At 67.0% G+C, this 21,992-nt stretch carries 23 protein-coding genes; 11 read left to right on the top strand and 12 right to left on the bottom strand.

The genetic code is table 11. From position 1 onward, the window contains the following. The first annotated feature begins 76 nt into the window (after positions 1-76). Positions 77-1,462, top strand: coding sequence for a helix-turn-helix domain-containing protein (locus ACGFIF_RS06645; protein WP_393152154.1), 1,386 nt, complete (start codon positions 77-79; stop codon positions 1,460-1,462). Then, positions 1,459-2,349: a phosphotransferase gene (locus ACGFIF_RS06650; protein ID WP_393152156.1), complete on the top strand. Its 891-nt coding sequence runs from the start codon at positions 1,459-1,461 to the stop codon at positions 2,347-2,349. Before ACGFIF_RS06645 ends, ACGFIF_RS06650 begins: the two co-directional genes overlap by 4 nt. Before the next feature lie 596 nt (positions 2,350-2,945). Here the strand turns inward: ACGFIF_RS06650 and ACGFIF_RS06655 are convergent. The 7 genes from ACGFIF_RS06655 to ACGFIF_RS06685 form a co-directional block, all read right to left on the bottom strand. Further along, positions 2,946-3,926, bottom strand: coding sequence for a diacylglycerol/lipid kinase family protein (locus tag ACGFIF_RS06655; protein ID WP_393153659.1), 981 nt, complete (start codon positions 3,924-3,926; stop codon positions 2,946-2,948). A 214-nt stretch (positions 3,927-4,140) separates the two neighbouring features. Beyond that, positions 4,141-4,569: a DUF1003 domain-containing protein gene (locus tag ACGFIF_RS06660; RefSeq protein ID WP_393152158.1), complete on the bottom strand. Its 429-nt coding sequence runs from the start codon at positions 4,567-4,569 to the stop codon at positions 4,141-4,143. A 114-nt stretch (positions 4,570-4,683) separates the two neighbouring features. Beyond that, on the bottom strand, positions 4,684-4,956 hold the full coding sequence (locus tag ACGFIF_RS06665) for a hypothetical protein (RefSeq protein WP_393152160.1): 273 nt from the start codon (positions 4,954-4,956) through the stop codon (positions 4,684-4,686). Positions 4,957-5,071: 115 nt separating this feature from the next. Beyond that, complete coding sequence (locus ACGFIF_RS06670) at positions 5,072-5,518, bottom strand: hypothetical protein (RefSeq protein ID WP_393152162.1); 447 nt, start codon at positions 5,516-5,518, stop codon at positions 5,072-5,074. Between the two features lie 208 nt (positions 5,519-5,726). Then, complete coding sequence (gene phaZ, locus ACGFIF_RS06675; RefSeq protein WP_393152164.1) at positions 5,727-6,557, bottom strand: poly(3-hydroxyalkanoate) depolymerase; 831 nt, start codon at positions 6,555-6,557, stop codon at positions 5,727-5,729. Positions 6,558-6,567: 10 nt separating this feature from the next. After that, positions 6,568-8,259, bottom strand: a complete 1,692-nt coding sequence (locus ACGFIF_RS06680; RefSeq protein WP_393152166.1) for a PHA/PHB synthase family protein — start codon at positions 8,257-8,259, stop codon at positions 6,568-6,570. Between the two features lie 438 nt (positions 8,260-8,697). Further along, positions 8,698-9,360, bottom strand: a complete 663-nt coding sequence (locus ACGFIF_RS06685) for a TetR/AcrR family transcriptional regulator (RefSeq protein ID WP_393152168.1) — start codon at positions 9,358-9,360, stop codon at positions 8,698-8,700. Positions 9,361-9,506: 146 nt separating this feature from the next. On the opposite strand from ACGFIF_RS06685, the gene ACGFIF_RS06690 reads away from it, so the two are divergent. From ACGFIF_RS06690 to ACGFIF_RS06715, 6 genes are read left to right on the top strand one after another with little or no spacing between them, the layout of a single operon-like run. Next, on the top strand, positions 9,507-10,640 hold the full coding sequence (locus ACGFIF_RS06690) for a VOC family protein (protein ID WP_393152170.1): 1,134 nt from the start codon (positions 9,507-9,509) through the stop codon (positions 10,638-10,640). Then, a complete protein-coding gene (locus tag ACGFIF_RS06695; RefSeq protein ID WP_393152172.1) occupies positions 10,637-11,575 on the top strand; it encodes a fumarylacetoacetate hydrolase family protein in 939 nt (312 codons plus the stop codon). Before ACGFIF_RS06690 ends, ACGFIF_RS06695 begins: the two co-directional genes overlap by 4 nt. After that, positions 11,575-13,458: an acyl-CoA synthetase gene (locus ACGFIF_RS06700; protein ID WP_393152174.1), complete on the top strand. Its 1,884-nt coding sequence runs from the start codon at positions 11,575-11,577 to the stop codon at positions 13,456-13,458. The genes ACGFIF_RS06695 and ACGFIF_RS06700 overlap by 1 nt, the downstream gene beginning before the upstream one ends. Further along, positions 13,455-13,808 carry a DoxX family protein gene (locus ACGFIF_RS06705; protein ID WP_393152176.1) on the top strand — a complete coding sequence of 118 codons (354 nt, stop codon included), beginning with the start codon at positions 13,455-13,457 and terminating at the stop codon, positions 13,806-13,808. Before ACGFIF_RS06700 ends, ACGFIF_RS06705 begins: the two co-directional genes overlap by 4 nt. After that, entirely contained in the window at positions 13,805-15,340 is a 1,536-nt protein-coding gene (locus tag ACGFIF_RS06710; protein WP_393152178.1) for a bifunctional 3-(3-hydroxy-phenyl)propionate/3-hydroxycinnamic acid hydroxylase, read from the top strand. Before ACGFIF_RS06705 ends, ACGFIF_RS06710 begins: the two co-directional genes overlap by 4 nt. Continuing rightward, the gene (locus ACGFIF_RS06715) at positions 15,333-16,109 is read left to right on the top strand and encodes a hypothetical protein (protein ID WP_393152180.1); all 777 of its coding nucleotides are present in this window, start codon (positions 15,333-15,335) and stop codon (positions 16,107-16,109) included. The genes ACGFIF_RS06710 and ACGFIF_RS06715 overlap by 8 nt, the downstream gene beginning before the upstream one ends. Positions 16,110-16,443: 334 nt before the next feature. Here the strand turns inward: ACGFIF_RS06715 and ACGFIF_RS06720 are convergent, their stop codons facing one another. Next, positions 16,444-17,469: an NADPH:quinone reductase gene (locus ACGFIF_RS06720; protein WP_393152182.1), complete on the bottom strand. Its 1,026-nt coding sequence runs from the start codon at positions 17,467-17,469 to the stop codon at positions 16,444-16,446. Positions 17,470-17,778: 309 nt separating this feature from the next. Further along, on the bottom strand, positions 17,779-18,069 hold the full coding sequence (locus tag ACGFIF_RS06725; RefSeq protein ID WP_393152184.1) for a DUF664 domain-containing protein: 291 nt from the start codon (positions 18,067-18,069) through the stop codon (positions 17,779-17,781). Positions 18,070-18,308: 239 nt separating this feature from the next. Between ACGFIF_RS06725 and ACGFIF_RS06730 the strand changes: the two genes are divergently transcribed. Then, positions 18,309-18,938 (top strand): glyoxalase superfamily protein, encoded by a 630-nt coding sequence (locus tag ACGFIF_RS06730; RefSeq protein WP_393152186.1) that lies wholly within the window; start codon positions 18,309-18,311, stop codon positions 18,936-18,938. Positions 18,939-19,327: 389 nt separating this feature from the next. Here the strand turns inward: ACGFIF_RS06730 and ACGFIF_RS06735 are convergent, their stop codons facing one another. Further along, complete coding sequence (locus ACGFIF_RS06735; protein ID WP_393153661.1) at positions 19,328-19,543, bottom strand: transposase; 216 nt, start codon at positions 19,541-19,543, stop codon at positions 19,328-19,330. Positions 19,544-19,557: 14 nt separating this feature from the next. Here ACGFIF_RS06735 and ACGFIF_RS06740 point away from each other — a divergent pair, with 14 nt between their 5' ends. Further along, a complete protein-coding gene (locus ACGFIF_RS06740) occupies positions 19,558-19,752 on the top strand; it encodes a hypothetical protein (protein ID WP_393152188.1) in 195 nt (64 codons plus the stop codon). Between the two features lie 49 nt (positions 19,753-19,801). Here ACGFIF_RS06740 and ACGFIF_RS06745 read toward each other — a convergent pair whose 3' ends face one another. Together ACGFIF_RS06745 and ACGFIF_RS06750 are read right to left on the bottom strand one after the other, a co-directional pair. Continuing rightward, positions 19,802-20,578 (bottom strand): maleylpyruvate isomerase family mycothiol-dependent enzyme, encoded by a 777-nt coding sequence (locus tag ACGFIF_RS06745; protein ID WP_393152190.1) that lies wholly within the window; start codon positions 20,576-20,578, stop codon positions 19,802-19,804. Positions 20,579-20,735: 157 nt separating this feature from the next. After that, the gene (locus ACGFIF_RS06750; protein WP_393152192.1) at positions 20,736-21,296 is read right to left on the bottom strand and encodes a dihydrofolate reductase family protein; all 561 of its coding nucleotides are present in this window, start codon (positions 21,294-21,296) and stop codon (positions 20,736-20,738) included. Between the two features lie 120 nt (positions 21,297-21,416). Between ACGFIF_RS06750 and ACGFIF_RS06755 the strand changes: the two genes are divergently transcribed. Then, positions 21,417-21,986 carry a MarR family winged helix-turn-helix transcriptional regulator gene (locus ACGFIF_RS06755; RefSeq protein WP_393152194.1) on the top strand — a complete coding sequence of 190 codons (570 nt, stop codon included), beginning with the start codon at positions 21,417-21,419 and terminating at the stop codon, positions 21,984-21,986. Positions 21,987-21,992: the final 6 nt, after the last annotated feature.

The following is a 21,992-nucleotide window of genomic DNA, read 5'->3' on the forward strand; positions in this document are numbered from 1 at the left end:
CTATCGGCGGTGCCGATAGACGCACCGGATGCACTCGGGCTAACTTCACAGAGCCGCCTAGAGACAAGGAGTGACGATGACGGCACCGCAGCCGCTGCTCGACTCCTCGTGGTGGGATAGGCCCGAGCTGCGTCCTGTCTTGGCGTCACGTGACGTGGCCGGCATCTTCGGCTGGTTGCAGCGGCACGGCTGGAGCCAGACGCAGATCGGTGCCGGCACGTATCAGTCCCAAGGCGAGGTCTCGGAGATCCTCAATGGACGCCAAGTCAAGGCGTACGACGTCCTAGAACGCGTCGCCGACGCGTTCGAGATTCCGCGCGGGCGGATGGGGCTTGCGTACAGCTCAGCGGGGCCCGGCGAGAGCGAGAAGTCCCATGGGCTGACGAGCGACGATCGCAGGAACTTCGCCGGCGCGGTGGCTAGTGTGGCGTTCGGTTCGGTGAACGATCAGGCTCAGAAATGGCTACCCGAGCTGCCCAACAGTGTGGCCGCTGTGCCGTCGGTCATTACCGAGACCGACGTGGAACAAGTCGTGTCGATGACAGCCGAGTTCCGGAAACTCGATCAGCGCTACGGCGGGGGAGCAGCGGTTGACGCTGCCCGTGGTTTCTACGGCTACGCACGGCGGATGATCCACTCCACCGCCGATCAGCGCACGCACCGGGACCTCAAAGTGTCCCTCGCAGACTTCAGCAGCATGCTCGGTTGGTCGTTCCATGACATCGGCGATCAAGCCGCTGCCCGACGCTTCTTGATGAACGCTCTCGTTTTGGCCAAGGACGCGGATGAACCATCGCTGGCTGCGTCGATCTTGTACCGCCTGGGTCGGGTCAGCATGCAGGAAGCTCATCCCGTAGAGGCGTTGAAGATGCTGCAACTAGGCCAGCTCGCCGCGCAGGACGCAGGCGATCCAGCTGAAGTCGCCAGGCTGCACGCCAACGAAGCACTGGCATACGCGATGCTCGGCAAACACGACCACGTCGTCGATGCGCTCGCTCGTGCAGAACACGAGATGGGACTTGCCGACAAGCGTCGTGTCTCCCCGTGGACGACGCTGTACTTCACACCAGGCGACTACACCGGGCATCAGGCGCTGGTGTACAACTCCCTGTCGGCCTATGCGAAAGACAATGCACAAGCCCGCGAGTACGCCGTACGCGCCGTCTCATTCGCGCAGCAAGCAATCACCGAATCCGGCCCCGACAGATCGCGCCGAAGCCGGACCTTCGATCGGATCATCTTGTCGACGAACCTCCTGCGTACCAACGAGGTGGACGCTGGCATCGACGTAGCTCGTGACGTGATCAACGAAGCGCAGCATCTCCGCAGCGGCCGCGGACTCAGCCGCCTGGCCGAGATTGGCACCGCAGCATCAGAACACTCTGGCAACTCCGACGCCGTGGACTTGTTACGCCAGCTCGAATCCGTCCGCACAACCGCGCCGAAGGCACTCACCGCATGACCAACCTGTCCCCAGAGCTCGACCAACGGCTCAAGCACGCACTCAAGGGCATCTGCCAAGAGGCCAGCCTTCTGCCAGACGAAGCCGAGCTGATCAAGTACACGAACAACGCCGTATACCGGCTTCCAAGCCAGGGCGTAGTTGTCAGATTCGGTGCCGGCGACCTGGCCAGCCAGCGGGCCGACCACGTCGCGCGAATCGCGGCCTGGCTGGAGCTTCACGACGCGCCGGCTGTCAGGCTGGCGCCAGGTCTGATCCAGCCCGTCTTGTTCGAGAACTACTCGGCAACAATCTGGCAGCTCCTCGAAGGCGGCAACCCCGCATGGACTGGCGCCGAGTTGGCGGCACCCTTGCTCGGCTGGCACAAACTCGAGCCCATGTCCGGCCTCAAGCCCTGGGACCCCTTCAGCAGCGCGCGCAGCCGTCTCGCGATGGCCGACGGTCTCACGGCCGACGACCACGCCTGGCTCAGCCAACAATGGGCCGACATCGAAGCCGACTACCGAGCCCTCACGCCCAACCTCCAGATGGGCCTACTCCACGGCGACGCCTACATCGGCAACCTCTTACGAGAACCCACCGGCCGCTTCGTCCTCTGCGACTTCGACGGCACCAGCATCGGCCCGCTCGCCTACGACCTGGTTGTCGCCGCTGTCAGCGCTCTACGCTTCGGCGCGATCCAAGACCACGAAGCCCTAGCCACCACCTACGGCGTAGACGTCACCACCCTCCCCTCCTGGCCAACCCTCAGCCGCATCCGAGAGCTAGTCCTCGTCACCAGCGTCATCACAGACCTCCGCGACCGCCCCGACATCGCCAGGGTCCACGCACACCGCCTAGCAACCCTCAGATCCGGCGTCAACGAACTCTGGCGTCGCTACACGTAGGTGCGTTCCGCCCGTCAGCCGTCACCCGGTGTGTCTCGCACAGCGACCGCCCGCGGGGCCCGATGGGGAACCGGTCGAGTGAGGGATATCTGCCCCGCGCCTTCGCCAGCTCATGGCTGGCTCCATTTCTACGAGATGCGTTGACGCACGGACTCTGGGCGGTGAGCGTCATAGACCGAGGCCCGATGTTAGGAACCGGTTGTTAGGGAGAGATCTTCGGCTGTGATGATTGCGTCCGTCCCTGGGAGTCCGGATGCGCGCAGAGCCTCGAGCGCTTTGGGAACGTCGCGGGCGTAGAGTGCGATGGCCAGTTCCTCGGTGGCGCGCGAGGCGCAGACGTACAGGAGCCTGCGAGTTCGATCGGCCACGGATTCCTTGCCTTCGGCCGTGGGGGGCATGTTTGTGCTCTTGGTCGATGATTGCCAGTCAGGCTGGAGAAGATCTACACCAGCTTCGAAGGCACGTCTGCACGCCGGTGTGCACTTCTCGGGAGATGTGGTGATCGGCGCCATTCGTGGGGCCTGGATTGCGGTCATGGTCGGAGCGGCGTGCGAGCGGAGGTTCAGCGAGGCAGGAAGTCCGTGAGGCTCGGCTGACTACTCGGCGGTCGGGGGAGAGGGCTGCGCACCAGCTCGATGTGATCTGGGGGAAGGGATCCGGGCTGCCGGCGAAGCGCCGGGATGGCGCGCGGAGATCCGGACCCGCAATGCTGCAGGGCGGACGGCGAATTCCAGTGGGGCAACAAGCTCGACTGCCTCGCCATCGATGCCGGCATGCACAGTCGCTGGGGCTTGGACCTCCAGCTGATGAGCGCTCCAGGCTCGCTCCGGAGGGTGTTGCCTCTCGTCTGGTGTGTCGAGCACCAGGATCCCCAATCGACCGCCGGCGAGCGTCGGTCGAGTGCCAAGACCAGGACCGTTCAACGCATACGGATTGTTGGAGACCAGCAGCACAGCAAGATGTGCATGCTCTCGTCCGGTGTCGTCGATGAGGCGCAGCGCCGGCATTCGCCCACCAGGACCAAGCACCCTGCGCGCCGTCTCCGCCAAGGTGCGGACCTTCGTGTCGCGATAGCTGGCCTGCTGGACGGCCTCTCCGTAGATGCCAAGGGAGACGTTGTTCAGGAAGATCCGGCCGTTCACTTCGCCCACGTCGATCAGGCGCTCCACCCCATCAGTGAACGCGTCAAGAGCCCCGGGCACGTCCTGCCGGTCCACACCGAGGTCCAGGGCGAAATGGTTCCGTGTCCCGACTGGGATGCAGACGAAGGGCAGCCCGTGCGCAGCAGCGACTGCTGCTACATCCGCGAGCGACCCGTCGCCGCCCGCCATTCCGAGCGCATCTGCACCATCGGCCACGACCGCCAGGGCGCGGGTCCTCAGGTCGTCGCCGGGTCCGAGGGTCACTGTTTCGATTCCGCGCTCGCGTGCCCGCTCGACGATCTCGTTGCGGGTCGCCGCACCGTCACCAGACCTGGGGTTGACAAGCAGCACAGGCCGTCGGGGAGGCTTGACCGGGCACCAGCCACGACTCATCGGTGTCGAGAGCCGCGGCGCGGGATGCGGCGGATGGTTCATGTCTCTGTTCCCTTCATGGCGGATTTCATGGTCGTTCTCCGTGGCGACGTACGCCCGGGGACCCCGTGGAGTCCGGGCGAAGCCAACGTCGGTTTCTCCCCGGGGTCGTGCCCTGGCTGTCACAGCGACCCTGACGGCGGAGCCTCTAATGCTCCCCGCGCCGGACAACGGAAGCAGGCGCCGTCTCGCACCTCACCGTCGCGACTGCCGCCCTTCACTGAGTTTGGGGACGAATCGCCGGCGTGGCTGCAGCGCTCGCCGCGTGGATCTCCTTGGTGAGATCGAGGATCTCGTTGGACAGGCGGAGCAGCCTCTCGTTCTGTTGCTCCTCCTCCTGGACTGTCCGCCAGGCCTCGTCCGCGATCACTTGGCGCTTCTCGTCGGCGCGGTTCTGGCTGATCATGACAAATGTTGACAGGAAGATGGCCTCCAGCGACACGATCATCGTCAGCAGTCCGAACGGGTAGTCCTCGAGGCCAAGGCCGATCCACAGGCTGAACCAGATGGCGTGGATGTAGACGAACTTCATCGAGCCTGCGAACAGCGTGATCTGGTCGGCAACCCGGTTCTCCCGGCGCGTGCTGCGCTCGCGGAGATGCCGCAGCAGCGCCGGGCTGACCGGTACCGAATGAGTAGCTCTCATGTCTGCTCCTTTGCTCCGTGCCTGGCGCGAGCCGGCGCGAGGGCGTTGGAAGTCCGCGGCCTCGTCCGGTCGCGCGTCGCGCAGAGCGCCGGCGGAACGCCGCTCGGAAGGTGGTCATGCGACCAGCCGGTCCGCCTGCTTGCCGACCTGGCGCAGTGTGAAGCCGGCGAAGATCTCGGTGACCCGCGGCTGATGGCCCACACTCCGACCAGTGTCACCAGCGTTACCAGACCGCCCCCCCTTGTACGACAGCACGAACATGCCGAACCGGATCCATAGTGCCCCCAGGGCCAGGGCGACGATCCACCACCAGGCCGCCGATGACTCCCGGGCACCGGCCCGGATCGTGTCGGGTAGCGGGTCCGGGGTCTTGAGATGGTCAGTCATTGCGAACCTTCCTTTGAGAGATGCCGCCGCGGGCAGGTCGTCGACCATTCCTGCCCGCGGCGGAGCGAGTGCTGTAAGGAGGACTCGGGCTTCCTGACCACCAGTCCGACTGGGACTACGAGTTGTCTGCGGCCTTGGCGAGCTTGTCGGCGTGGGTGCGGGCGTGGATGGCGTCGAGGATGGCGAGCTGCGCGTTCTCGACCGTCCAGTCGGCGAAGTCGAGGGCTTCGGCCGCGTCAGCTTCTGCCCAGTCCGCGTCTTTCGCGGCGATCTTGGCGTCCACGTGGTCGGCCCGCTTGTCCATGTTCGCCTTGACATCGCTCATCTTGGCCGCGGCGTCGGTCTTAACCTGCGCCCACTTGGCCCGAGCGCTGTCAGCGCTCTCTGAGACCTCCTGCCGTGCGTTCTGGACTGACTGGTCCAGGTGGGACTGGGCCTGATCGATCCGCTCCTTGAGTTGTGCATCGGACTCGGTCGCGGCCGTCTGCACCGCCGACCTGGCCGTCACAACCCGCTTCTGCAGGTCGTCCAGCCGCGTGGAGAAGTTCGTGTGCTGCGTCATGAGGTATCACCTTTGGATTCCGGCCCGAGGAGGGCACTTGTAATGTATCTGCAGTAGTGACGATATCGTCAGTACTGCAGATCGGTCAATCCTCTAGAGCGAAGATGTGACGGAATCCTCAGTTGACTTGGTCGTTCGCGGTTGCGGCGGTCAGGGCGACATGATCGTGGACATCGCGCTCGACCTCTGCGCAACGGGATGGCGAGCGTCAGCTTCTCGAGGTCGCCCGCTCGTCTCCTGGGGAGGTCAGGAAGCGCGAGACGAGCGGGCCTAGCTCGTCGGCGGCGGTGAGGAGCCCGAGGTGGCCGTCGTCGAAGATGTGAAGAGACCCGTTGGGCAACAACGAGTGCATGATCCGTGCGTTGACCAGCGGAATCATGGGGTCATCGTTCCCGGCGAGGATCAGGGTGGGTTGCCGGATGAGTGGCAGGGCCGGGAGGCTTGTCCAGCCGATGCCGGCGAGGAGTTGGAGGTAGTAGCCGGTTCTGGCTCCGAGGCGCTCCGGCTCGTACAGCACGCGCCTCACGTCGTCGGGCTGCCGGCGCATCCGCCCTCCATAGAGCTCGGGCGCGATGGCTTTGGCATATTCCGGGTCACGGTAGCGCCGCAGTGTGAGCATCTTGCTCAGCACGCTGAGGCGGGCGGGCACCATGAGCATGCCGGTTCCGGTGCTGACAAGTACCAGCCTCCGGCAACGACGCGGATTCTGGAAGGCCAGTTGCTGGGCGAGGCCGCCGCCCCAGGAGATCCCGAGGGCGTCGAACCTGTCGTGGCCGAGCTCATCGAGGAGCCGCCCGACGAAGTATGCCAGCAGTGCGAAGTTGTAGGGGGACTTGGGTGTCGGGGATCCACCGACGCCAGGTACGTCGAACCGGACCACCTCGATGCGGGGATCGACCCGGTCGACGAACGGCTGGAGCAGTTCGAGGCTGGCCCCAATGCCGTTGCAGACCAACAACGGCGGGCCGGCTCCGGTGCCCGGCCGCACCGTCACCCGCACCTCGTGGCCGAGCACACGGATTCGCCGGAACTCGGTCATCGGTGTGGTGTCACTTGTCGAAGACGTAGGTGCCGGGTGCCTCGGCCAGCATCGAGAGGCCCGGGGAGCCCAGATCCTCGGGAGCCGGCTTCCGTTCACCCGAGCGGTCGTCCAGCCACAGCCCGAGGTCGGTCCACCAGGTGCCCTGGTGGACGTCTGAGCCCGTCAGCCAGATCTTGGCGTCGGGCGCCATATCGTCGCCGGTGTGGTAGGACGCCTTCGGATTGCCCGGGGGGTTGACCAGGGCAGCGATGTGGCCACTGGTGGAAAGCACGAAGAGCGTGGTCCCGCCGAACAGTTGCGCGCTGCGGTAGCAGTTCTCCCACGGGGTGATGTGGTCAGTGATGCCGGCGACCACGTAGGAGTCAACGGTGATCGTCCCGAGGTCGATCGGCACGCCGAGCACCGTGAGTGCTCCGGGACTGGTCAGTGAGTTCTGCATCGCAAGGTCGATGAAGTCGGCGTGCAGTGCGGCGGTCATGCGGGTCGTGTCGGAGTTCCAGAACAGGATGTCGAACGCCGGTGGCCGCTTCCCGAGCAGGTAGTTGTTCACCCAGTAGTTCCACACCAGGTCGCCGGGGCGCAGCCACGCGAACACCTCGGCCAGGGCGCGTCCGTCGAGGTACCCCTTGCGTGCCGACGTGGCTTTGGCCCGGCTCGCCAACCGCTCGTCGACGAGGGCTGACGCCGTCCCGGCATCGTGGTTGTCGATGACGGTCACCGCCAGGCAGAGCGCCGCGAGTCGGTCCTGCCGGCCGATCCCGGTCAGGTACGCCGCCGCCATACTTGCCAGGACGCCGCCGGAGCAGACGCCGCCGAGAACCGTCCGCGCGCTGCCTGTGATCTCCTCGACGGCCTCGAGCGCCTCGAGGATCGCGCGCACGTAGGTGTCGACGTTCCAGGAAGCGTGCCGCGAGTCCGGGTTCCGCCAGGAGATGACGAACATCTGCCGTCCCTGGCGCACGCCGTGCTCGACGAGGCTCCGCTCCGGTGCGAGGTCGAGGGCATAGAACTTGTTGATCGTCGGGGGCACCACCAGCGCCGGTACCTCGTAGACCTCGTCCGTCTGCGGAGCGTACTGGATCAGCTCCAGCACCTCGGTGCGGAGCACGACGCCACCGGGCGTCGCGGCGATGTTCTCGCCCAGCGCGAAGCCGCTGCCGTCGACCATCTGCGGCACTCGGGGGGCCGTGGCCAGGTCCTGCACGAGCTGCCTCCCCCCGCGCGCCAGGCTGAGCCCTGCGGTGTCGATCACCGCCTTGGCGGAGCCCGGGTTCACCAACGGGACGTTGCTCGGGGCGAGCGCCTCGGCGATGTTCTCGAGGACGAACTGCAGGCGCGTGCGGTCGCGCGGCTCGAGGTCGGCCTCCCTCACCAGCTCCCCGGCAGTCCGGCTCCCTGCGAGGTAGAGCTGGACCAGCCGTCTCAGCAGCGGGTTTTCGGTCCAGGCAACATCGGTGAAGCGGCGGTCGCCGCGTTGGGGCGCCAAGGTCGAGGTCCCGCTGAGGACCCGGCCGGCTTCGGTGCCCAGTTCGCGCAGTCGCCGAGCGGTGGTTCCCGGCTTCCGGGCGAGGGAGGCCGCCCACTTCGCCGTGGAAATGTCGGGGACGAATCGGCGGACCGGGCCCAGCGCGGCACCGACCAGAAGCGCGTCGAGCGGAGCGGCGGTCTCGGCGAGCCTGGAGGTAGTGGCGCTGCTCATCGGAAGATCTCCTCGCGGTCACACATGACGACGGTGATGGGCTGACCCTTGGTGGGGCCACCTACGCCCATAGGTGAACAATACCGGCGGTACTGACGATTTCATCATGTGATCTGCCGCTCTTGTGGGTCGCAAGCGTGTCGGAGCGCTGGACAGATGAGCTGGTAGTCGGGCTCCGGAGCGGTCGATGGCCGCACTGATCGCCGCGATCAGCTTCCCGTCCCGGGCTGCTCGCGCTACGAGCTGCCCAATCTCGGCGCGGTGAACTTCGTGATCCGGGGACTCCTCGGGCCGGTGCCACGTCCACGCTTCGGCTGGACGCAGGCGAAGGCTTTCGGTGAATGGCTGCGTTCGCGCAGTACAAGGCGCCGCAATCCCTGGTGAAGAAGGAGTTCGTGTAGCCGCGGCCGACAGTGGCCCAGCCTGAGCAGGAGTGCCTCAGGCTGCTGGGCCGGTGTTCCCAGCCGCGTCGAGATCCGGCAGCGGTAGGGAGCAGATCCTCTGTGCCTGCCGTCGCGTCATTCCGAACATGCGAAGCAGGTCCTCGGTGACTCGGTCGGTGGTCGCCTCCATGTCCCGGCCGGGCTCGTCGTGGAGGAGCTGACCGAGAGCGATCAGCGCACCGGCCGTCATCGTGACCGCCACGTCGAGGTCGGCCACGTCGAAGCGGCCGGCATCCACGGCCGCCGCGATGTCCCGCCGGGCGCGTGGGGCCAGGCCGTTGTCAGCGCTGAGCAGCCGGAGCGCGTTGCTGAGCAGGACCCGGCTCAGCTCGGGCTCGCGCCTGTGAAGGCGTCCGGTGAGCCGGAAGCTCGACGCGAAGACCTCGGCCGGGTCCTCGATGCCGGCGGTGACCCGGTCCAGGAGCTGTCCGTAGGCGTCCAACGCGGCTTCGACCGCCGCGTCGAAAAGCTGCTCCTTGGTCTCGAAGTGGTTGTAGAAGGAGCCCATCCCGACGTCGGCGGCCTGGGTGATCTCCAGGATCGGCACGCTGGTCCGGCCTTCGGCGATGAGGGACTGTGCCGCCCGGATGAGGGCGGCTCGTGTGCGGGCCTTGCGACGGTCCAGCCGATTGACCTGTTGAGTCGGTGCGTTGCTCAAGACCGCTCCTCTGCCTCTTCGTCTCGGGTTGTGTGCCACCCATCCTAGCGGGACCCAGTCAGAAATGACGAAAACCTCAAAGAGCACTTGACTGATGATAGGCTCATGAATGACGATTACGTCAGCTAATCGCCTGAGGAGTAGCAATGAGCGGTCACCATGGGACTCACAACGACCTGCACAGCGAGCAGGGTGAGCTGCGCGCCGAGCATCCGGGGCGTGCGAAGAACCCCGTCATCAAGGTGCTCGACCTGGCCTGGCTCGAGTTCGTCAAGCCCGACCTGGTCGCCTCGGAGCGCTTCGCGCACGCGTTCGGGTTCACCACAGTGGGCCGCACGGCGGACGAGCTACTGCTGCGCGGGACCGACGCCGGCGCGCCCTGTGTGATCGTCCGGCGCGGACTACGCTCGAGGTACCTCGGTGCGGCCTTCCGGGCCGCGGACTCCACCGACGTGGTGCGGCTCGCCGACGCCACCGGGACGAAGGTCGAGAAGCTGCCGGAGCACCTGGGCGGGCTCACCGTGGATCTGACCGACCCGAGTGGGGTCATGGTCCGGGTTGTCGCCGACACCCACGAGCTCGCAACCCTGCCGCCCCAGCCGAAGCAGGTGTTCAACTTCGGGCACGACGTGGGGCGCGCCAACACCGTGCAGCGCCTGCCACGTGCCCCCGCGAAGATCCAGCGATTGGGTCACGTCGTGCTCCAGACAACGAGGTACGTCGAGTCCCTGAACTGGTACCTGGAACACCTCGGTCTCATCGTCAGCGACTTCAAGTACTACGAGGGGCAGCGCGAGCGCGGTCCCACGATGAGCTTCATCCGCTGTGACCGAGGCATGACTCCCACCGACCACCACACGCTGGCGATGATGCTCGGTCCCAGTAACCGCTATGTGCACTCGGCGTACCAGGTGGGAGGCCTCGACGCGCTGGCCGCCGGCGGAGAGTACCTCCGCGAGCTCGGCTTCTACCGCTCGTGGGGGATCGGTCGTCACATCGAGGGTAGCCAGATCTTCGACTACTGGCGCGACCCGGACGGGCTCCTGGTCGAGCACTTCGCGGACGGTGACCTGTTCGACTCCACCCTGGAGCCTGGTTGGTCACCGATGACGGCGTCCGGGCTGGCCCAGTGGGGACCACAGGCCACCAAGGACTTCCTGGGGCTCACACCGGGCCGAGACGCGTTGCACGAGCTGCTGTCGATGGCTCGCTCGCTGCGCGAAGACAACGAGTTCGACCTGACCCGCCTTCGCGGACTCCTGAAAGTGACGAGTTCATGAGCATCACGATCCTTCGTACGAACGACGCCTGGTGGGTCCGCACTCCCGGCGGCGCCGCACGCATCGACACCGAAGCCACGACCACCAGCGGACTGCTCGCCGAGCACGAGCAGATCGAGGCCGCCCTGGGGAGCAGGACGACCGTCGACCCGGCCACCCTCGACCTGGTGTCCCCGGTGACGGCGCCCTGCCGGGTGGTGGCGCAGATGACGAACTTCACCAGCCATGTGAAGGACTCGGGGCTCGACCCGGACACCGTCCCGCTGACGTTCTTCCGCAAGACGTCAGGCTCGCTCAGCGGCCCGTTCGACGACATCGTCCGCCCCGGTCACGTGCGCTACCTCGACTACGAGGTCGAGATCGGCCTGGTGATCGGCCGGGAGCTGCCGGTCGGCACGCAGGTCACCGCCGACAACTGGACCTCTCTTGTGGCCGGCCTGGTGGTGACCAACGACGTCTCGGCCCGGGACGTGCAGCTGCCGAAGACCCAGTTCTTCGAGTCGAAGTCGTACCCGACCTTCACGCCGGTCGGGCCGTCGCTGGTCCTGCTCGACGACGACGAGCTCAAGCGGTTCGGCGACCTCCGCCTGCGCCTGTGGGTCAACGGCGAGCTGCGCCAGGACTCGGTGGTCGACGACGACATGGTCTACTCACCGCTCGAGGCCCTGCAGGCGCTGAGCCGGTTCCAACGGCTGGACGCCGGTGATCTGCTTCTCACCGGAACCCCGGCGGGCACCGCCCTCAGCGCACCGCCGAAGCCGGTCGAGATCATCGCGGCGTTCCTGCCCCCAGCGCTGAAGTGGAAGCTCTTCTTCCAGCGGCAGGCCCAGAACCCGAAGTACCTCAAGCACGGCGACGTCGTAGAGGTTGCCGTCGGCACCGACGACGGCGCGATCGACCTCGGTCGGCAGCGCACCGTTGTGAGGACCGCCTGATGGGCGACCTGCTCTGGCCGACGTACGACGGGCCCGGTGACGTCGCCGCGATCGAGGCCGTGCCGCTTGCCGACCGCGGCCTTCCGGGCACGACGTACGAGCTCCTCGGCCGTGCCGCCGGCCTCTGGCCGGACCGCGTCGCCCTGTCCGTGCTGCCGGACGGCGAACGGTGGGAGCAGCCGGCGGAGCGAACGTACGCCGAGCTGCTGATGGACGTGCATCGCTACGCCAACGTGCTCCACACGCTTGGGGTGCGTCGAACTGACGGGGTCGCCCTCCTCGCCCCGAACTGCGACGAGCTCGTCACCGCAACCCTGGCTGCCCAGCTCGCCGGGATCGCAGCGCCGATCAACACCGGGCTCTCCGGGACGCACATTGCCGAGCTCCTGCGCAGGTCGGGCGCCCGGGTCCTCGTGGCTGCCGGTCCCGAACTCGCGCCGGAGGTGTGGGAGAGTGCCCGGAAGCTCGCCGTCGAGGCCGGGATGGAAGCTCTCCTCGCCCTGGGCCCGGCGCGGCCCGGCCCCGCCGAGGCGGAGCTGGACTGGTTGGACGGCGTGCGCGTCGGCCACCTGTCCGCCCTGTCGGTGGAGCAGCCGCACGACGCCTTCGTGGGTGAAACACCCTTGGCCACCGACCTCGCCGCTCTCTTCCACACCGGCGGCACGACCGGCACGCCGAAACTTGCCGCACACACCCACGCCAACGAGGTCAGCGACGCCTGGATGACCGCTGCCAACAGCCTGCTGCACGACGGCTCGGTGGTGTTCGCGGCGCTGCCGCTCTTCCACGTCAACGCACTCCTCGTCACCGTTCTGGCCCCGCTGTTCAGGGGCCTCCAGGTCATCTGGGCAGGCCCGCTGGGCTACCGCGACCAGGTGCTGTACACGCACTTCTGGAAGCTCGTCGAGCGCTACGGGGTCACCACGATGAGCGCCGTGCCCACCGTGTACTCCGTCCTGGCCGGCTGTCCCATCGACGCCGACATCAGCAGCCTCCGCTTCGCCGTCGTCGGCGCTTCGCCCCTTCCGCAGGCAGTCCGGGACGGCTTTGAATCCGCCACCGGCATCCGGCTGGTCGAGGGCTACGGCCTCACCGAGGCCACGTGCGTCAGCGCACTGAGCTTTCCCCACCATCCGCGTCCGGGGTCCGTCGGCCAACGCCTGCCGTACCAGCACGTAAAGGCCGTCCAGATCGCCGCCAACGGTGAGTGGATCGACCTGCCTCCCGGTCAGGTCGGGGTGCTCGCCGTCAGCGGGCCGACCGTGTTCCCCGGCTACGTCACAGGCCGGACTCCCGACGGACCTGTGCTGGACGGCATGGGCAAGCTGCGCGACGGCTGGCTGGACACCGGGGATCTGGCTCGGGTCGACCCGGACGGCTTCATTCATCTCGCCGGCCGAGCCAAGGACCTGATCATCCGCGGCGGTCACAACATCGACCCGGCGGTCATCGAGAGCGTGCTGCTGGCACACCCGGCGGTCACGGCCGCGCAGGCGGTGGGTCGTCCGGACCTGCACGCCGGCGAGGTGCCAGTCGCGTTCGTCACGCTCGTCCCGGGCGTCGGCGCGACCCCCGACGAACTGCGTGCCTGGGCCGGGGACCACGTGCCCGAGCAGGCTGCAGCGCCCAAGGCCGTCACGGTGCTGGACGCACTCCCCGTCACCCTAGTGGGCAAGCCGTTCAAACCCGCCCTGCGCGCCGAGGCCACCCGAGAGGCCGTCACCGACGCGCTCCGCGGCATCCCCTCGGTGACCGGAGTCCGGGGAGTCGTCGAGGACGGTGCGGTCGCCGCCATCGTCGGTTTGTCCCCTGGCGCCGACAAGACGTCGGTCCGGGAAGTACTCGAGCGTTTCGCCATCACCTGGAGATTGGAACTGTCATGACCACCACATCGATTCTTGCGGGAATCCTCGTCGTCGCCTTCGCGGCCCTCGGCTCCGCCAAGCTCGCCGCCGTACCCGCCATGCGCGCAAAGGCGGAACACGTCGGCTTCAGCGTCTCGGCGTACCGCCGGATCGGCCTTCTCGAGGTCCTCGCCGTCGTCGGCCTGCTCGTCGGCGCGTTCGTCCCGGTGATCGGTGCCCTGGCCGCCGCGGGACTCCTGATACTCCTCGGTGGGGCAGCCGTGGCCCACCTCCGCAACCGCGACGGCCTGCGCGAGATCGCCCCGGCCGTCGTCCTCGGCCTGGTGGCCCTGAGCTTTCTGCTTCTCGTCGTCGGAGACCTGCGATGAACCGCTCTCAGCGAACCAGGGCCGACCCGGTTCCCGTCGTCATCGTGGGGGCCGGCCCCGTCGGCGTCACCGCCGCCACCCTTCTCGGGCAGTACGGCGTCGACTGCCTCGTCCTGGACCGCTGGGACGGCGTCTACCCCCAGCCGCGGGCTGTCCACCTCGACGACGAGATCTACCGGGTCCTCGTGCGGCTCGGCATAGCCAAGCAGTTCGCAGCCGTGTCCCGGCCTACTCGCGGGCTGCAGCTGATCGACCGGAACCACCGCGTGTTCGCGGTCTTCGACCGCGACGGCGACTACGGCCGGCACGGGCACCCCAGAGCCAACATGTTCGACCAGCCCGAGCTCGAGCACCTGCTGCGCACCAACCTCAAGAACCAGACCACGGTCAGCCTGCGCGGGAACGTCGAGGTCACCGACGTCGCCCAGGACGGCCAGGGTCGGGTCCGGGTGGACTTTGCCGACGGGCTCACCGGCGAGCATGAGTCCGTGCTGGCCACCTATGTGCTGGGCTGCGACGGAGCCAACAGCGTGGTGCGCACGGCGATCGGTTCGACGATGGAGGATCTCAAGTTCGAGCAGCGCTGGCTTGTGATCGACGTCGCCAGCACGGTCGAGCTCGACCAGTGGGAAGGCGTGCACCAGGTCTGCGATCATGAGCGCGCGGCGACGTACATGCGCATCGGCGATGCCCGCTATCGCTGGGAGTTCCGGCTGCAGGCGGGCGAGACCGCCGCTGACTTCGAATCCATCGGAGCCGTCCGGCCCCTCATCGGACCGTGGGTCGAGGGCATCCCCAGCGACCAGCTCGAGCTGGTGCGCGTCGCGGAGTACACCTTCCGGGCCCAGTTGGCGGACCGCTGGCGAGACCGCAATGTGTTCCTCCTCGGCGACGCCGCCCACCTGACGCCCCCCTTCATCGGACAGGGGTTGTGCGCCGGACTCCGCGACTCGATGAACCTCAGCTGGAAGATCGCCGGCGTCCTCTCCCGAGACCTGCCCGAATCGGTGCTCGACACCTACGAGGTGGAGCGCAAACCACACTCCCGGGCCCTCATCAGGCTCGCCAAGCTCGTCGGCGTCTCCATGACGCAGGGCGGTAGGGCGGGTGGCCTGCTCCGCAGGGCTATCGCCCCGCGACTGCACTTGGTCCCCGGCCTCCGTGACCGCCTCCTCGACAGCGAGACACCACCGCTGCGCCGGTCCGATCTGGTGGATCGACGCAGATTCCGCGGGTCCCTCAACGGACGGCTGTGTCCGAACGCGCCCCTGACGAATGACACCCGGTACGACGACGTAACCCGTGGCGGGTTCGTGTTGGTGACCGGCGTACCGCTTTCGCTCGAGCAGCATGCGGTGCTAGCCGACCGCGGGACCGAGGTGCTCGAGGTGGCACCCGGCTCAGCCCTGTACAAGTGGCTCGCAGACGGCAAGGCTGCGGCCGCACTGGTACGACCGGACTTCACGGTGTTGTGGGCCGGCCGCGACGTCACAGCGCTCTGCGAAGCAGCACCGAGGTTCCTGGTTGCCTGAGGCACGCGTCCGCCCGCGAGACGACGGCCGGCGGCTCAGACGACTCATCCCGCGCGAATGGGTGGAGCTCGCGACCAGACGGCATATCGAAACCCTGCAACTCGAGGACGACTCGGCTAGCCCCGACTTTCTTTTCGGGTACGGCTACCAGTTCTGGATGTCGCGTCACGGTTACTTCGGTAACGGTGCCTTTGGCCAGCAATGCGTGGTCGTCCCGTCCCACGATCTCGTGGTCGTCGTGACCGCCGCCGTCGATGAGGGACACGCATTGCCCAGCGTCTTTTGGGACTGCCTGCTGCCCGGCCTGGATGACGCGGGAAGCGCCCAGGACGACGAGATCCTCGCCGAGCGGCTGCGGCGGCTGTCATTCGCGCCGGTGCCGGGTTCGGCCGCCTCGCAGCGTTCCGTCAACGCGAGACTGGACGCCTCCACCGAGGATTCGGCGCTGCCCGACGGAACAACGGTGATCGTCGATCCCGTGGACGGTGGATGGCTGCTGCGGCTCGGGTCGTCCCTCGACGTCGAGGTCGGCCACGGCGCATGGCGGGAAAGCTCGCCGCTCGGCCGCCCTGTCGTCGCGACTGGTGCTTGGCAGGGCGACACCTTCGTCGCAGAGCTTTACGTCATCACCACCCCGCACCGGGTCCGGCTGGTGGTCGACGCCGACGCGGGGACAGCGTCGGCGACGTGGACCACCGTGCCCCTGACCGGCCCCAGTCTGGCGTTGCATCTGCGGTCGCCGCTGATGACACGGCCCGACGTCGCGTAGGTGATACTGGCTAGGCTCGCAGGTGTCTGGTTAGGTTCCAAACAGGGTTGCGGCATTGGGCTTAGCCAAGGACCGTCGCCTCCCATCCGATGTCCGCGCGGCCTGCCGGCTGACGTGATGCGTTCAGCTCCGCGGCTGCATCCAGAAACGCACGTCGGCGCGCCCGGGCAGGCGTCAGCGCACAGCATTTGCTGGGCTCGCGCTCTGCATTCACAAAGGCAGAGCGCGAGACGGGTGCCTGTGGGCACAGGCGACGTACATGCTTTTCACCTCCAAGGACCATCGATCAGATGGCGGTCGATGAGGCCCGTGGTGACATTGGATGGAGGGTGTTTCAGGTGGGATTGACGGCGATCAGGACTTTTCCGACCATGCCGCTCTCCACGGCGGCATGCGCGGCCGCTGTGTCTTCGAGCGAGTAGCGGTGGAGCGGGAGGCCGGCCTCCTCGCCGACACGGAGTGCGCCGTCCTCGATCGCCTGGTTGATGTCGGCGGCCGCGGCCGTTATCCGGTCCCAACCGACGGTGTACAGCAGGACGAACTGGTAGCGCGCGTTGAGCCCCATGTTTCGCCCTACCTCCAGTTCGACTGGAGCACCGCCGTCGTTCGCGTAGATCGAGATCGTCCCGCGCGGGCGGAGGACGGCCAGATCGAGCCGTGCGTTGGCGCCGGCAGCGACTTCGACCACGAGGTCGACGCCATCGGCAGCGATCCGCCTGATCGCCTCGGCCGTGTCCGGCTGCCGATAGTTGAGCACGTGGTGTGCCCCGGCGGCCGCCGCGAGTCGCGCCTTCGCCTCCTGGCTGACGGTCGCGATGACTTCCGCACCCGCCCAGCGAGCGAGCTGGATCGCCGCGTTCCCTACGGCACCTGCGCCACCTGCGACCAGAATCTTTCGGCCGGCCAGTGCGTTCGGCGTCAACCGGGCTGGACCGTCCTCGCCGACCGTCAGCGCCCGGTGGGCGGTGATCGCCGGGATCCCGATGGCGGCTCCCAGCTCGAAGTCCGCGCCTGCCGGCAGCGGGAAGACACGTTCAGCGGGTACGACGGTGTAGTCCTGCGCGGTTCCACCCGCCGGTCGTCCGTCACCGGCCAGGGTGACCCAGACGCGGTCGCCCACGCCGAGGCCGTTCACACCGGCGCCGAGCGCATCGACCACTCCGGCGCCGTCGTGGTTCGGAGTCGTTGCCTCCGCCGGTGCTCCGCCGAATGTGCCGCTGCGTGACTTCCAGTCGGTCGGATTCACACCCGACACGATCACGCGGATGCGCACCTCGCCGTCCCCCGGGTCGGGGATCGGCAGATCCACCATTTCGAGCACAGATGGATCGCCGCTTCGCACGTACCTGATTGCTCTCATACTCCTTTGTAGCCGTATGTGCGCTCAGGCTGCGCTCGGGTGCCGATCGAGGAGGGACCAGCGCGGGTCGTCATCCGGCTAGTGGTCGACTGCGAGCTGGCGGACGGTTGGATCCAGCACGCCGACCTCGGCCGCCTGGCGGCCACATGGATGGGATGGAATGGGGTTGGCTGAGCGGGCCGCTCGTCGCCGGTTCATTGCTGCGCGACGTAACGGATTGGTGGCCCGCCGCGATATTTGGGCGCGTGGGTGGTTCTTGTCGGGGAGGGCGAGGACGGGGTTGGGGCCTGCGGGAGTTGATCGTGCCGATCATGGACGTCTGACGTGGGGGAGCGAGCTAGTGTCGCGTGCCGTTAGTTCCTGAACGGTTGGGTTCTTGAGATCATGGGGTATGGCGAATTGTGCTGCTCCTGCGGTGGTGTTGGGTGATGGTGATCGGGAACCGAGATAGCCGAGCTCGATGCCGGTCAGGTGCTTGACCAGCCCCAGCAGGTTGGTGCCGGTCGGCGTCAACGGCCGGCGTACGTCATGCTCGTCGAGCCCGTCCAGCACGGACACCAACCGATTTCTCGACGCCTGCAAGTAGCGCCGCAACTCCACAGCAAGGTCGGTTCCCGCGCGGCCTCTGATCGTTCATGGTCGACACCGTACGTCCCGCCACCGACAGCGCGCCACGGTCCGCGGAACCGGAGAAAGGACGGCGCTCACGCGGCCGGGGGACCAATTCGCTGTGGTAATCTCAATGTCGCAGGCGCGGGTTCAGACCCGGTCGTAGGGCGCAGCGGCACAGCAGCCGAAAGGGCAAGGCCCACCTACTTCAAGACCGAAGAGGGAGCGCCATGCCCAAGCTCGAAACCTACAAGAAGCAGGCGAAACTGCTCGTTCGCTGGCACCGCGAAGGGAACTTCTCGATTGGCGGTCGCATCCGTCAGCTCGCGCGCTATCGCACGTTGTCCGACCGCGAAGCACTCGCGCTGAAGTTTCCCCTCACCGAAGCCCAAGAGATCATCGCCCTCGAAGCGGGCTGCGCCAGCTGGGCCGAACTCAAGGCGAGCACGGAAGCGGCCCCGCCCACCAGCGAGCAGCCGGAGACTCAGGACACGGCAGTCGCGAGCGCCAAACCGGTGCTGTACGTCGCAGACGTCGATGCCTCGGCCACGTTCTATCGGGACCAGCTCGGCTTCCGGATCGACTTCTTGCACGGCAACCCGCCGTTCTACGGATCGGTGTCGCGCGACGGCGCGAGCTTGCACCTGAAGCTCGTGGACGAGCCGGTGTTCGCGGCCGGTGCCGCGGAACGAGAAGGGCTCATCATGGCGTTCATCGATACGCCGAACGTACGCGAACTTTACACGGAATATCGAGCCGCTGACGCCGAGATCGTGCAGAAGCTGACCAAACAAGCGTGGGGCGGCACCGACTTCATCGTGCGCGACCCGGACGGCAACGCGATCGCGTTCGTCGGCTGAGGCTCGACGCGGCCGAGGCATGACCGGTTGCGGTCAATTGTGGTCAGTACGGCGAACTCCGCCGGTTTGCGCCGCCGTACGGTTCCAACCCGTTGCTCCGGCGACCTATTCTGGTGGGCGTGCGTACGACGGCCACATTGTGCATGGCACTCTTCGCCATGAGGATCGCTCTGGTTGACGACGAGCTCTAGTGGCGCGGATTTGAAGTTGTTGGACGGTTGGCCTTGTTGAGGATCTGTGCGGCGGTTTTGGTCCAGATGAATGGGTGGGCGTGCTTGTTCCAGCCCTCGATGTAGGCGCGGAGCTTGCCGTTGAGGTCTTGGACCGATTTGAACAGCCCGGTCGCACTGCTTGGCGTTCGACCAGGCCGAACCAGACCTCTACGAGGTTCATCCATGAGGCGTGGGTCGGGTGAAGTGGACCTTGAACCTCGGGTTCTTCGCCAGCCATTGGCGGACGTTCTTGTGCTTGTGGGCGGCGTAGTTGTCCATGACCAGGTGCAGCTCGACCGGCTCCCGGGTCTGCGGATCGATGGCGTCGCGGTAGGTCCGCCCGATCTGGCGCAGGAAGCCGAGGAACTCCTGGTGGCGGCGCTTGGGCTTCAGCGCCGCGCGGTCCGGTGCTGATCATCTCCGGCGAACTGGACAACACCGTCCCCTGGGCGATCGCAAACGCCTCCTACAAACAACAACAAGACAACCCCGGCATCACCGAGATAGCAGAACTCAAAGGACGCGGCCATGCCCTGACCATCGACAATGGTTGGCAAGAGGTAGCCGAGACGGCCCTGATCTTCCTGAAACGAGCTGTCTGATCTAGACGGCGCCGGCGAGAAGGTCAAGGCGCCTGCGCCCAAGTGTGGGTCAGCCGGTGACCCAGTCCATGTGGTCGATCCAGTGGTCGAGTAGTGCTCGATCCCCGTGCAGTTCCAGCGAAGGAGCCGCATCCAGCGGGCGTCGCCTGCTGAGCACGAGCAGTAGGTCGGCGGCTGGGCCGCGGACCGCGACGTCCGCCTTGGTGTGCGTGTGTTCCAGGACGACCATGTCCGGTTCCCGGCGTGCCAGCCACTCACCGGGCGCGTCGGTTGCGTGGAAGTGGAGGGTCTGGCCGTCGCCGCGCATCGCATTGGCGAAGTCTGGCTTGTTCTCCCAGTAACCGCGGGAAGTCATCGTGTCCAGCCAGTCCTCGGTGGCCGCAACGGCAGGCTCCGGCGCCAGTTCGTACCGCGTGCCGAGCGAGGCAGCCGCGTCCGCGCGATGCACGCAAGCCTCGCCGAACAGCCGACGTGACCAGAACGGCACGCCTGCGGCGCCGCCGGACGGATCCCACACCGGCGTGTCATCGTCGACCGATTCGAACGCGTGCTTCGCCTCGGCCGCGGCGTCGGTCAGCCACTCGTGCCACTGGGCCGAATCGGTCGGGGCCGGGACGTATCTGGCGTACGCGCTGCTCGGCTCGGTCATCCGCTCGCCCACGAGCATTGCCACCATGCGCTGTGTCGCGCCGACGTGGTCGACAAGATCGGCCAGCGTCCACTTCGGACAGGTCGGCACCGGGGCAGACGCATCCTTGCCGTGCACCCAATCGGCGAACATGCTCGTCTGTTCGACAACAGAGTTCAAGTACGCGGACGTGTCCATCGCTGCACCTCCAAGTGCTCCGCCGATGCCTGCTGAAAAATGCGTCATGCCACAGACCCTGGGTCGGCGCCCGGTACGACGGCGTACATGATCGTCTTCACCATGATCGTTTCTCCCTTCAGGCCCCGGCCGTCACACAGCGGACCATGGCGACCTTTCAATCCGCTTTCACGTGGGGCCGGTAGCGCAGCCAGATGACTCCGGATCGATAGGGCGTGGCCGCGATCAGTTGGAGGCGGATGGGGCCGACGCCGTCGAGGATCCGCGGCCCGGCCGGCCACAGGTGCGGATTCACCCAGAACCAGAACTCGTCGACGAGGTCCTCCTGGGCGAGGGTGTGCGCCAGCTCCCCGCAGCCCGAGACGATCAGGTTGCCCTTGTGCTTGTCCTTGAGTTCGGGGACGGTCTGGACGACGTCGCCTTCGATGAGGGTGGCGTTCCAATCCAGTCGCCCGGTGAGCGTGCGGGAGGCGACGTACTTGGGCATGCCGTTGACCCGCTCGGCGTAGTGGCCCATCGACGGATCTTCGCCGAGGTGCGGCCAGACGGCCGCCAGCCCCTCGTACGTCTTGCGGCCGAGGAGCAGCGCGTCGGCCAGGATCAGCTGCTCGAGGCCGGCGTCGCTGCTGTCGGCGTCGAGCTCCAGCCACTCCTCGGGCGTGGGTGCCTCGAAGGCGCCGTTGACGGTGATCTGGTTGTGGACGATGACCTTTCCCATGCCGGTGAGGCTAGGAGGCGGGCAGGGAGGTCCGCATCTGTCAAACGACTGGTGCTGATCCGCCGGGGCTCTGCGTGCTCCCGTATGGCGCGATTTGTCGACTGGGCTGTGGTTGCGAGTTTGGCGGGTGCTCGGCTGGCCGGAGTTGCGGCGTTCGCCGCGTCGGAAGGCAATGACGGCACGTGGTTCAGCGATCGCGGCGCGGGTCCCGCGTCGTGGGACGATGCGTTCATGGCTGATGAACTCGGGGGCTCGCAGCCGCCCGCGATGCTGGGAAACCTGACGTTCCTGCTGGCGATGGCGGGCGGGTCGGCCCGGGTGCGGGTTGAAGAGGTGCTGTCCGCGTTCGGCATCGGGATGCGGGGATTGGGCATCCTGGCGCATATCGCGGCCGAACCCGATCTGTCGTACTCCGCGTTGGCGCGCCGTTCCAATGTCACGGTCCAAACCATGACGGCTTCGATCAAGGCATTGCAGACCAGCGGCCACATCGCGCCGCGCAATCCCACCCAGGCCGGTCGGGCGGCGCGGCTTCTGCTGACGCCGCACGGACAGCAGACCCTCGCGGCCGTGGACCAGTCGATCGCCGCGGTGTCCGACAGTTGGCTCCCGCTGGATGCGGACGAGCGCCGGACACTCGCATCCCTGCTGGGGAAGGTCGTGCGAGCCACCGTCGAACGCACGGCCTAAGCCGTC

Source organism: Kribbella sp. NPDC049174 (assembly GCF_043197365.1).
Lineage (GTDB): Bacteria > Actinomycetota > Actinomycetes > Propionibacteriales > Kribbellaceae > Kribbella.

What these genes read in the sequence shown, in the direction of transcription:
- ACGFIF_RS06645 (WP_393152154.1), top strand. Translation starts at nt 77, where the DNA reads ATGACGGCACCGCAGCCGCTGCTCGACTCCTCGTGGTGGGATAGGCCC.
- ACGFIF_RS06650 (WP_393152156.1), top strand. Translation starts at nt 1,459, where the DNA reads ATGACCAACCTGTCCCCAGAGCTCGACCAACGGCTCAAGCACGCACTC.
- ACGFIF_RS06655 (WP_393153659.1), bottom strand. Translation starts at nt 3,926, where the DNA reads ATGAACCATCCGCCGCATCCCGCGCCGCGGCTCTCGACACCGATGAGT.
- ACGFIF_RS06660 (WP_393152158.1), bottom strand. Translation starts at nt 4,569, where the DNA reads ATGAGAGCTACTCATTCGGTACCGGTCAGCCCGGCGCTGCTGCGGCAT.
- ACGFIF_RS06665 (WP_393152160.1), bottom strand. Translation starts at nt 4,956, where the DNA reads ATGACTGACCATCTCAAGACCCCGGACCCGCTACCCGACACGATCCGG.
- ACGFIF_RS06670 (WP_393152162.1), bottom strand. Translation starts at nt 5,518, where the DNA reads ATGACGCAGCACACGAACTTCTCCACGCGGCTGGACGACCTGCAGAAG.
- phaZ (WP_393152164.1), bottom strand. Translation starts at nt 6,557, where the DNA reads ATGACCGAGTTCCGGCGAATCCGTGTGCTCGGCCACGAGGTGCGGGTG.
- ACGFIF_RS06680 (WP_393152166.1), bottom strand. Translation starts at nt 8,259, where the DNA reads ATGAGCAGCGCCACTACCTCCAGGCTCGCCGAGACCGCCGCTCCGCTC.
- ACGFIF_RS06690 (WP_393152170.1), top strand. Translation starts at nt 9,507, where the DNA reads ATGAGCGGTCACCATGGGACTCACAACGACCTGCACAGCGAGCAGGGT.
- ACGFIF_RS06695 (WP_393152172.1), top strand. Translation starts at nt 10,637, where the DNA reads ATGAGCATCACGATCCTTCGTACGAACGACGCCTGGTGGGTCCGCACT.
- ACGFIF_RS06700 (WP_393152174.1), top strand. Translation starts at nt 11,575, where the DNA reads ATGGGCGACCTGCTCTGGCCGACGTACGACGGGCCCGGTGACGTCGCC.
- ACGFIF_RS06705 (WP_393152176.1), top strand. Translation starts at nt 13,455, where the DNA reads ATGACCACCACATCGATTCTTGCGGGAATCCTCGTCGTCGCCTTCGCG.
- ACGFIF_RS06710 (WP_393152178.1), top strand. Translation starts at nt 13,805, where the DNA reads ATGAACCGCTCTCAGCGAACCAGGGCCGACCCGGTTCCCGTCGTCATC.
- ACGFIF_RS06720 (WP_393152182.1), bottom strand. Translation starts at nt 17,469, where the DNA reads ATGAGAGCAATCAGGTACGTGCGAAGCGGCGATCCATCTGTGCTCGAA.
- ACGFIF_RS06730 (WP_393152186.1), top strand. Translation starts at nt 18,309, where the DNA reads ATGCCCAAGCTCGAAACCTACAAGAAGCAGGCGAAACTGCTCGTTCGC.
- ACGFIF_RS06745 (WP_393152190.1), bottom strand. Translation starts at nt 20,578, where the DNA reads ATGGACACGTCCGCGTACTTGAACTCTGTTGTCGAACAGACGAGCATG.
- ACGFIF_RS06750 (WP_393152192.1), bottom strand. Translation starts at nt 21,296, where the DNA reads ATGGGAAAGGTCATCGTCCACAACCAGATCACCGTCAACGGCGCCTTC.